Source organism: Synechococcus sp. PROS-9-1 (assembly GCF_014279775.1).
Classification (GTDB): domain Bacteria; phylum Cyanobacteriota; class Cyanobacteriia; order PCC-6307; family Cyanobiaceae; genus Synechococcus_C.
On the sequence record NZ_CP047961.1, the window covers coordinates 1,379,337 to 1,388,133 of the forward strand.

The 8,797-nt window shown below is 48.7% G+C and carries 12 protein-coding genes; 8 read left to right on the plus strand and 4 right to left on the minus strand.

Annotation, left to right across the window (positions count from 1 at the left end):
* Positions 1-73 precede the first annotated feature (73 nt).
* The 5 genes from SynPROS91_RS07360 (at position 74) to SynPROS91_RS07380 (ending at position 4,614) form a co-directional block, all read left to right on the plus strand.
* Positions 74-1,030, plus strand: a complete 957-nt coding sequence (locus SynPROS91_RS07360; protein ID WP_186515842.1) for an orange carotenoid-binding protein — start codon at positions 74-76, stop codon at positions 1,028-1,030.
* Positions 1,017-1,766 (plus strand): fatty acid desaturase, encoded by a 750-nt coding sequence (locus SynPROS91_RS07365; RefSeq protein WP_186515843.1) that lies wholly within the window; start codon positions 1,017-1,019, stop codon positions 1,764-1,766. Before SynPROS91_RS07360 ends, SynPROS91_RS07365 begins: the two co-directional genes overlap by 14 nt.
* Before the next feature lie 41 nt (positions 1,767-1,807).
* The gene (locus SynPROS91_RS07370) at positions 1,808-2,128 is read left to right on the plus strand and encodes a hypothetical protein (protein ID WP_186515844.1); all 321 of its coding nucleotides are present in this window, start codon (positions 1,808-1,810) and stop codon (positions 2,126-2,128) included.
* A gap of 456 nt (positions 2,129-2,584) precedes the next feature.
* On the plus strand, positions 2,585-3,382 hold the full coding sequence (locus tag SynPROS91_RS07375) for a sulfite exporter TauE/SafE family protein (protein ID WP_186515845.1): 798 nt from the start codon (positions 2,585-2,587) through the stop codon (positions 3,380-3,382).
* A 680-nt stretch (positions 3,383-4,062) separates the two neighbouring features.
* Positions 4,063-4,614 (plus strand): hypothetical protein, encoded by a 552-nt coding sequence (locus SynPROS91_RS07380; RefSeq protein ID WP_370586756.1) that lies wholly within the window; start codon positions 4,063-4,065, stop codon positions 4,612-4,614.
* A gap of 200 nt (positions 4,615-4,814) precedes the next feature.
* Here SynPROS91_RS07380 and SynPROS91_RS07385 read toward each other — a convergent pair whose 3' ends face one another.
* A complete protein-coding gene (locus SynPROS91_RS07385) occupies positions 4,815-5,474 on the minus strand; it encodes an SOS response-associated peptidase (RefSeq protein WP_186515846.1) in 660 nt (219 codons plus the stop codon).
* Positions 5,475-5,568: 94 nt separating this feature from the next.
* Between SynPROS91_RS07385 and SynPROS91_RS07390 the strand changes: the two genes are divergently transcribed.
* The gene (locus SynPROS91_RS07390; protein WP_186519618.1) at positions 5,569-5,796 is read left to right on the plus strand and encodes a hypothetical protein; all 228 of its coding nucleotides are present in this window, start codon (positions 5,569-5,571) and stop codon (positions 5,794-5,796) included.
* 11 nt (positions 5,797-5,807) lie between these two features.
* On the opposite strand, the gene SynPROS91_RS07395 is transcribed toward SynPROS91_RS07390, so the two are convergent.
* Positions 5,808-6,686: a GNAT family N-acetyltransferase gene (locus SynPROS91_RS07395; RefSeq protein ID WP_186515847.1), complete on the minus strand. Its 879-nt coding sequence runs from the start codon at positions 6,684-6,686 to the stop codon at positions 5,808-5,810.
* A gap of 262 nt (positions 6,687-6,948) precedes the next feature.
* Here SynPROS91_RS07395 and SynPROS91_RS07400 point away from each other — a divergent pair, with 262 nt between their 5' ends.
* Positions 6,949-7,116 carry a hypothetical protein gene (locus SynPROS91_RS07400; protein ID WP_186515848.1) on the plus strand — a complete coding sequence of 56 codons (168 nt, stop codon included), beginning with the start codon at positions 6,949-6,951 and terminating at the stop codon, positions 7,114-7,116.
* 13 nt (positions 7,117-7,129) lie between these two features.
* Here the strand turns inward: SynPROS91_RS07400 and SynPROS91_RS07405 are convergent, their stop codons facing one another.
* Together SynPROS91_RS07405 and SynPROS91_RS07410 are read right to left on the minus strand one after the other, a co-directional pair.
* Positions 7,130-7,612, minus strand: coding sequence for a DoxX family protein (locus tag SynPROS91_RS07405; RefSeq protein ID WP_186515849.1), 483 nt, complete (start codon positions 7,610-7,612; stop codon positions 7,130-7,132).
* Positions 7,613-7,917: 305 nt separating this feature from the next.
* Positions 7,918-8,337, minus strand: a complete 420-nt coding sequence (locus SynPROS91_RS07410) for a nuclear transport factor 2 family protein (RefSeq protein ID WP_186515850.1) — start codon at positions 8,335-8,337, stop codon at positions 7,918-7,920.
* A gap of 83 nt (positions 8,338-8,420) precedes the next feature.
* On the opposite strand from SynPROS91_RS07410, the gene SynPROS91_RS07415 reads away from it, so the two are divergent.
* Positions 8,421-8,639: a chlorophyll a/b-binding protein gene (locus SynPROS91_RS07415; protein ID WP_186515851.1), complete on the plus strand. Its 219-nt coding sequence runs from the start codon at positions 8,421-8,423 to the stop codon at positions 8,637-8,639.
* The last annotated feature ends 158 nt before the right edge of the window (positions 8,640-8,797 follow it).

Here is an 8,797-nt window from a genome sequence, read left to right on the forward strand (position 1 = left end):
AAATCAACGCCAAAAGCGCTACTCCTTCGACACAGAGTGTTACACTTCACGAATCTTCAAGCGCGGTACTTCCATGTTCACGATCGATAAGGCCGCGCAGATATTCCCAGATACACGCACAGCTGATGCTGTTCCAGCGATTACTGCTCGCTACAAGTTGTTGAGCGCGGACGATCAACTCGCACTGATTTGGTTTGCCTATTTAGAGATGGGGCGCACGATCACAGTTGCAGCTCCAGGCGCTGCACGTATGGCGATCGCACAGCCAACGCTGGATGAAATTACAAGTATGAGCTTCAGCGAGCAAAGCCGCGTGATGTGCGACCTGGCTGGAAAAGTTGATGCTCCAATTTCAAAGCGTTATGCCTTCTGGTCGATCAATGTGAAATTGGGTTTCTGGTACGAACTCGGTGAGCTGATGAATCAGGGGAAAGTCGCCCCAATTCCCGAGGGCTATAAGTTGTCATCCAATGCGAACGCTGTTCTTGAATCAGTCAAAAAAGTTGAGCAGGGACAGCAGATCAGCATCTTGCGGAATTTTGTAGTTGATATGGGTTTTGACCCTGACAGCGACGATTCAGCCATTATTTCTGAACCGATTGTTGCTCCAACACCTTCAGAAGCTCGCGAAAAGGTTTTCATTCCTGGTGTGTTGAACCAAACAGTTCTCGATTACATGGAACTTCTGAATTCCAATGATTTTGATGGATTGATTAAATTATTTTTATCGGATGGCGCTCTTCAACCCCCCTTCCAAAGACCGATCGTCGGAACAGAAGCCATTCTCAAATTCTTCAAGCGCGATTGTCAGAACCTAAAGCTATTGCCTAAGGGTGGTTATGGCGAACCTACAGATGGCGGTTTCAACCAAATCAAAGTGACCGGACAAGTTCAAACACCTTGGTTTGGAGGAGAAGTCGGCATGAATGTTGCTTGGCGTTTCCTTCTGGACGAGAACAACAAAATCTATTTTGTTGCCATCGACCTCCTCGCATCACCAGCTGAACTTTTGAAACTTGGTAAAAGCTGAATCAGTTCAGCAGCGTGAGCTGGGTTTGGTACTTGCCGCAATGATCACAGCGATTTGGTGTATCACACTTGTGGGCTGCCTTTCGTTGAATCTTGAATCATTGCGGCTTGCAACACTCATCCCACTCGTTCTGTTGAGAACTTTTGTTCAAACGGGTTTATTTATCATTGGCCACGACGCCATGCATGGAACCCTTGCCCCCAAAAGTTCAAAACTCAACCATGGCATTGGTACTGCTGCGCTAATTCTTTATGCAGGTCTGAGTTATCACTGGTGCAAGAGCAACCACAATCTTCACCACCTCAAGGCTGAAACCGAGAGAGACCCTGATTACCTAAGCCATCCAGACCAATCCGCTTTGCGATGGTTTTGGGACTTCATGAGCCGGTACTTGAATGCCGGACAACTCACGATTTTAGTTGCGCAATGGATGACACTGATCATCCTGATCCCATCAACGGATCAACAAGCAGTTTTATCCGTTGCTGTGTTCTGTGTTCTCCCTTTAATTCTGAGCGCTCTGCAACTCTTTTTTGTAGGTACATGGTTTCCCCACCACCTCAATAAGAACAATCCCAATCGTCAAACACCGAGGAGTTTGACGATTCATCCATGGCTCTCGTTCGCAGCTTGCTATCACTTTGGATATCATCGCGAACACCACCTATCACCGTCCACCCCCTGGTTTGATCTTCCGCGTTTGCGCCAACGATCCCCATTGAGTCAGACGGCCTGAACCTCCACCTCCGGCTAACACCACCCCTTTTGATTCACGTCATGACGCAAGTTGACTGGCCTTCCACAGAAACAGAAATTGCTCGAAAAGCCTTCCATAAAGGCAATGAGAGGGCCGTGACTGTTTTGATTGGTGTCATACAAAACAAGAGTCAATCCCTGAACTCACTGGAATCAGTTTGCTCACTTCATGACTATCTCAGTACGGAGAGGTTCGAGATAGAGGGTCGAATGGAATTCAACCACGACACAATCCTCTTTTCTCTCGCAGAAATGATGAAAAGAGATCTTATTGAAGCCAATGACCTACAAGGCCTGGATCCCAAAAAAGTGTCAAAGATTAAAGCGATGTCTCTTTTCTAGGCTTCTACTCAGCCAAGAAAACATACTTTACTTGTCTGAATTTGCACCAACAGAAATTAATTATTCACTAAGTCTGATACATTCCTCTTAACAAAAGGTACATTGTTGATATTATCAAACAAATCTGAAAGCTAGGCTACAGAATCTTCAAGACCTACGGCGGAAGGACCCTGCTCGAGCTTGCGTTGCGTTTTGGCAGCCTTCTTTAAAATTTTCTGCGCCTCGTCTCTCGTGAGGCACACTTCAGCTCTTGATAAAAGCTTATGAAGCTTGCGATGCTGTTTTGCCGGATTCATTTTTCACCTACCTTTTCCAGTAATAGCACAATAACCGTGGTAGATGCAAAAGTGTGGTATAACACGGCACTTTTTCAACAAAATCAGTAACCATCTGAACTCATCAACCCCATTGCGACAGCCGTTCAAAGCATGCTGAGGCAGCAATCAAACAGACGCCGTGGTGCCTTGGTGGGATATCCCGATCTTGATCAGCCTCGGACTCCTAGCGGGTGGATTGGCTGGATTGTTAGGAATCGGCGGCGGTCTTATCTTTGCGCCGGTTCTGCTCTGGCTCAACCTTCCGGCTCATCAGGCCCTCGCCACTAGCAGCTTTGCGATTGTCCCAACCGCTTTAGCTGGGACAATCGTGCACCTTCAAAGCGGAAGCCTGCCAACACGATCGGCCTTAGCCATTGGGTTAGCAGGCTTCGGATCAGCATTGATATTTGGACGACTCGGTGGCCTTGCCACTGGATGGATGCTGTTAGCCATGCAGACATCGGTGTATGTCTTGTTGGCTTTTTCCATCAAAGAGCCGCCACAAGCTGAGACAAATGAAGCTGAAGAGGAAGAAACAGTCGAAGACGCAGAAATAGAAGAAACATCCGCACCCCTGCTGGCTGGGGTGGGCTGCATCGCGGGTTGGACAGCAGGCATGCTTGGCCTGGGCGGAGGACTCGTGCTCGTACCACTCATGAGTGGGCCTTTTGCAGTCCCCATCCATCAGGCGATTCGACTGAGCACCGTGGCAGTGCTTTGCTCAGCAAGTGCAGCGTCACTCCAGTTTCTGCACGAAGGTAGGGGCATTCCCTGGATGGGACTCACGCTGGGCTGCGTTGCGGCATTAGCCGCCCAATGGTCAGCGAGACGCCTCGATCTTTTTGATTCGTCAGTGTTGGTTCGTTGTCTACGAGGATTAGCCATCGTCTTGGCCATCGACAGCAGTCGCCGCGCCATTCAACTGGTACTGAATTGATATCTCTAACCTTCTGAGCCTCAGATTTCATTGATACCTAACCGATCATTCAGCTAATTCAAAGGACAAAAAGATCTAACTCAATAGTATTTCTGAAATGACAATTCCAAAAACAATCAACTGCGGCAGCTCTTTACTAAGACAGTTTTTATAGGAGTGTTTGCACCAGTCCTAGCAGCAGTTGCTCTTAGCCACAAACTATCCCAATCATCTACACATACAACAAAGTTTCAACTCTGGTAATTGAAATCACTGGTTACCGAGGATGGCATCTTGCAAATTGCTCCTAATGAAGAGAGAATACTGTGAAAGCCAACCTACTACAGATGACGAACGATTCAGACAACAGTAAAGACTATTGGATCGACGAAATTGCCTTCCTGGAAGCACGACTAAATGGAAGCCAGGGGGATATTGATTCCGAAGATCGATCGGCTTGCGAGGATGCACTAAAGATGGCAAAAGCGAATCTCTCTTCCTTTAAGTAATCACCAGCAAAATAGACAACGCCAATGATTCAATCAAGATGGAAATAAAATAAAAAATATAACGCATCATAAATAAGACGAATTAATGTTTTCCAATCGCTCGCGAACAGTCCATCCTTCACACCTAAGCCTCTGGCCTCAACTTCTCTGTTCACTGCAAAAAATCAACCCAAAGGAAGAAAGGAAGGCACAATGAAGCCTGAGCTGCGGCATGGTGCAGGTCTGAACCCCGTCCAAGCCATGATTCAGCGCTCTCTTATTTCACTTCTGATCGCCATGTGTTTGCTGATCAGTACCCCCGTTCTGGCAGCTGAATTGCGGTTGAGTGACGTGGCCTTAGCTCCCTGCGATGCCAAGGACCCAGGGGCACAACCAAGTCAGGCTCAAGGGAATACTCGCAATACCATCACCAGTCCTGAGGGAGCCAGCTGCTACGTGCTCAGCGGAACAGTGGAGAATCCCAGCAAACGGGCTGTCGTCGATACGGATGTTTATGCACGCATTCTTGATCGCAGCGGTGAGCCAGTGCTTCAAAACCGCACACGGGTTGGATCCATTGGAGATGTAGACCCTGGGCCCCATCCGTTCGCACTACGACTCGCTGTTCCCAAAGGAACTCCAGGCCCTTTTGATGTCAAGAACCCACGAGCACGTGGGTTCAATGCTCCTGTTCGTACTCGGGCAAACGACGACGACGAATTGCTACCACTTGAACAGAATGTTGTGACGGCAGTGGAGGATTGAAGATGATCTCACCGATTAGGTCTGGGATCATATTGCTGGGCTTGATTGCTTTGATGTTGCTCATCAGTTTGAACCCAAGAGCAGAGAATCGAGACGCCCCTCTCCATTCACTCAAAGACAATCGGATCATGCCCCGCAACAGCATGCGACGCCTCAGGGACCAACGGATTCGAGATTGAACAGCAAGGAACGGGGATCGATCACTGGATGTCAAATAGCGAACCCTGGAAAGGAGATGGAGATGGTTCTTTCCCGCCCGATTGAATCGGTTCCACCATCCAACCTTGAGGATCCCAACCCATCAGGAGTGGCTCTAGAGCCCGGAGGTCATGCCCATCAGCAACGGCCAGCCAGGCCTCTTCCAGACCATCAGGAATCAACACAGGCATTCGATCGTGCAGCGGCTGAATCAGAGAATTCGCTGCAGTGGTGAGAATCGTGCAGGTATCAAGTTCACTCCCATCCGAACCAAGCCAGCGCTCCCACAATCCAGCCATCCAAAAGGAACGTTGATCAAGACGGCGTACAAAGAAGTTTTTTTCGAAAAATCCAGTCGCTGGAATCAAACATCGCCGGTGGCGCCAGGCTGCTCGAAAACTCGCTTTCTCGGCGACGGTCTCAGAGCGGGCATTGATGGGTCTAGGCCCAGCAGAGGGGTCTTTCGCCCAGGAAGGAATCAACCCCCAAAGCATGAGCGCAGCTTCGGTCTTGCACTCTTCTCGACGCAATCCCAACACGGGTTCAGAAGGGCGGATCAGTTGCCGTGGCGCATAGCGCGAAAGATGCACATCACCCATGAGCTCCCGAATCGTCTCCGGGAGCTCACGGGCATCCGCAGTGAGTGCAAAACGTCCACACATGCCATCCATCATCGATGGCTGATGCTCGCGATGGAAGATCTCACGGATGAGAGATCAAACTCGTCAGAATTGGTGTCTCTTTGTAGGCGAAGACATGCTTCCTCTTAATCCGTTCTTCCTGATCAGTGCAGGCAAGGTGGCTGGTCTTAAAGCCACCATCGTGATCTTGATGGTGATGCTGATGAAGTCCAAGCTTCTACGCGTCAAGATGTCGCTTCTTGGCTCCTTGATTGGTTTCACCCTGTTGGTTGGTTTCCTAATCACCACTGGCGCCCTGACGCTTGTTGCAGGTGGAGCGGTCGTCTACGCGGCTAAGAAATAAAGCCAAACCACTCATCCCAATTCCAAACAGGCCAGAGCAAACACGTCGTTCAAAGCCACTTTCGGCAGATCACCCCGATACATCCGCATGGTTTCCGACTCAGCCTTAAAACCCAGTGCGTCCATAAGCTCATTCGCAGAAGCGTTAAAACCAGGCGTATCGATCAACAACATTCCTGGGTGGCGCTGCTGAAGCTTTCGAATGAGATAGGTGGCTAACCCAGGTGAATCGGCGAGGAGAGGGCCGATACGCCAACCTTCACCATCTCGCAAAAGGCATGGACGAATGCGGCCAAAACCATGACAATTGCCGCTGTCATCAAGAAGCGCAAGAACTTGACCAGACTGATGTCCAAGCCAATCGGCAAGAAAATGGGGCCTAGGACTTGGCTCTCGCTGAGCGTCGTACAGCTGAACAGCTTCTGAAGGAACATCGCGGCCCTCCACAACATGAAGTCCTGGTGGGAGATCGCCTCTGGAGCCCTCTGAAATGCCCTTGTTAAGGCAGCTCCAACGGGTGGTCAACGAAGATGATTTAAATCCCCATCCCTCATAATCCAAGATTCGAGCTGGGGCTGCCTCCAATCCGATGCAGGTGAGATCCGCAAGGTGATCGAGAGCATGCCTCCAAAGCTGTTGTCCATACCCATGACCTCTCTGATGCGGAACAACGAGATACAGGCCAATAAATCCATAATCAAGGTTGTAACGAACACCGGCAATGCAACCAATCGGCTCCTGATCGAGCCAGGCAATCCACAACCCTTGCCGATCCGTGTGCCGGTAAATCTCAATATCCCCAAGGCCTGGGGCAAATCCCTCACGACGGGACCAATCCGTCACGATTGGAATCTGGTCTGACTCCAATTCGCAAATTTGAAGAGACCCCATCCAACCAATACAAACGTGGCACGTCCTCAATCATGGGGAACACCCCGCCTAAGGACTCAGAATTCATTCTTGAATATTCGTTCCAAATCTTTTCGAAACTGTTGGGTGCTCAAAGGCTGAGCTTTTTGACGCGCTGAATTTCTAAACAGCAACGACCGAATCCACCAGACCTGAAGAACGACAAAGAAAAACCCCACAATCAGAAGGCTGACTGTGGGGGAATTAAGAGGAACGTTCATTGCTGTGACACTGATCAAGCAGGATGGAGGCTGATCGGGACAGAACCGTGCGCGAAATGAGTGTGAGCGAACTGCTACTTCGCAATGTAGGGAAGTTTGCGGCAGTGTCAGGAGTGATCGGGGTGGTGATTTGGTTGAGCTGGGTGATGCTCGACGTCAAGCATCTTCAATCCGGATTCACCCTTCCATAAAGCTGACTTAGACCTAAGCGAGACCGCCTTCTGATACAACCGTATCAATCGGACCAGACAGTTCTCGCTCAAGTTCAGGACTGAAGCGGCGCACGATTAATTCATCAATAGCAAAACGTCCGGGGCCCATGGCAAGAATCGCCACGGCTGCACCGAAGTAGAGACCGAGAAGTTCCAACAAATAGATGTTGAATCCAGCAGTAATGATGGCGTGATAGATGGCCACTGAGATCGTTCCCATGATCGCGAGTGCACCAAAACGGGTCAGAAATCCAGTGATCAGCAACCAACTACCAATCACCTCCGAAAAGGCAGCGATATAAGAGAGAAGAATTGGGAAGGGCAGGTGAAGCGGACGCACGAAAGCGTCTGCGAAATTCTCGATATTGGCTAACTTCTCATACCCGTGATGGATCAGAAGAGTTCCTGTAATGACCCGAAGAATCAAAATCCCGAAATCCGAAAGGAAGGGTTTCGTCGCAATGGATCTCAGCATTGAGTTTACGTTTCTCAACACACCGTAATGAAACCCCAGCCGCTTTGTGAAGAAACACGCCATCAAGACGTGTCATTAGGAATAAATACTTACTCGCGCCCAGGGTGGCGCGTACGCCATAATGAGATTTGTATCAAATTATTGACATGTCAAGCGAAGCATTGATCACTGTTTTCCTCGGATTTGGTGCAGCCGTTACGAGCCTCATGTTTTGGAAGCTCAGCCAAAGCCGTTCACCACAAAATTCTTCCACGCGCTGAAGCAAACCAAAGGCAATGCTTCTTGCGCTGACTTGAAGGGCCTGATCAATCCACAAACCTCTTGTAAAGCCATCTGACAAAACCACCAAGAACTGGGACAGGGCCAAAAGTAGGACCAATAAAGTCAAAATAATCCCTATGGCTAATAACCTTTCCATCAGCATTAATCTCTAACCTAGAAACACCAGGGTAAATAAATTCAATCCCCTTAATCTTTAAGCCCATTTCCCATTCAATGAAAGTAATTTCTTCATTGATGACAATCGCTCCAGGCACCAGATAAATATCGTCGCACCGCTTCATCAGCCCATCTTGAGCAGCAATGTAAGCCTCAATGCCTTGACGCTCCTGCGTTGGATCCTGAAAGCAAACCTGCTCGTCATACAACTCTCTCCATTGAGACTCCGTTGGGGCTGACTGTCCATAGGGTTTGGTAAAAAGTGCTTTTAAACGAACAGAATCCATGGGTTCGGGCCTAAGGGTGTCCTAAGCCTATGAAAAGAAGCTGGATCTCTGCATAAGATCGATGTCGATTCAATGGAGACCATTTGTCACCTCAAAATTTCCAGTACGAACCTTTGGAAGCTTTCGGTGAAGGCCTAACGACGAAACGCCCCTGGAATCAAGGATCTCTGGGCTTTGTTGAGCGTCTCAACGGAAGAGTGGCGATGTTGGGCTTTATGGCTGCCATCATTGGAGAATTGATTAGTGGTCATGGACCTGCAGGCCAAGTTGCAGATGTGATCCGCTGGTACTTGTCTCTATAAACTAAACAGAAAAAAACTTTTACCTGAATAAAAAATTATTTCAACGGTCGATACTTAATTCCTTAATCCTCAAAGACCGCAAAGCAAAACAAGCTCGATTATCGCTATACTAATATATCTATCTAAGTGAAGAAAGTAATCTCTTTTTACAAAAATTT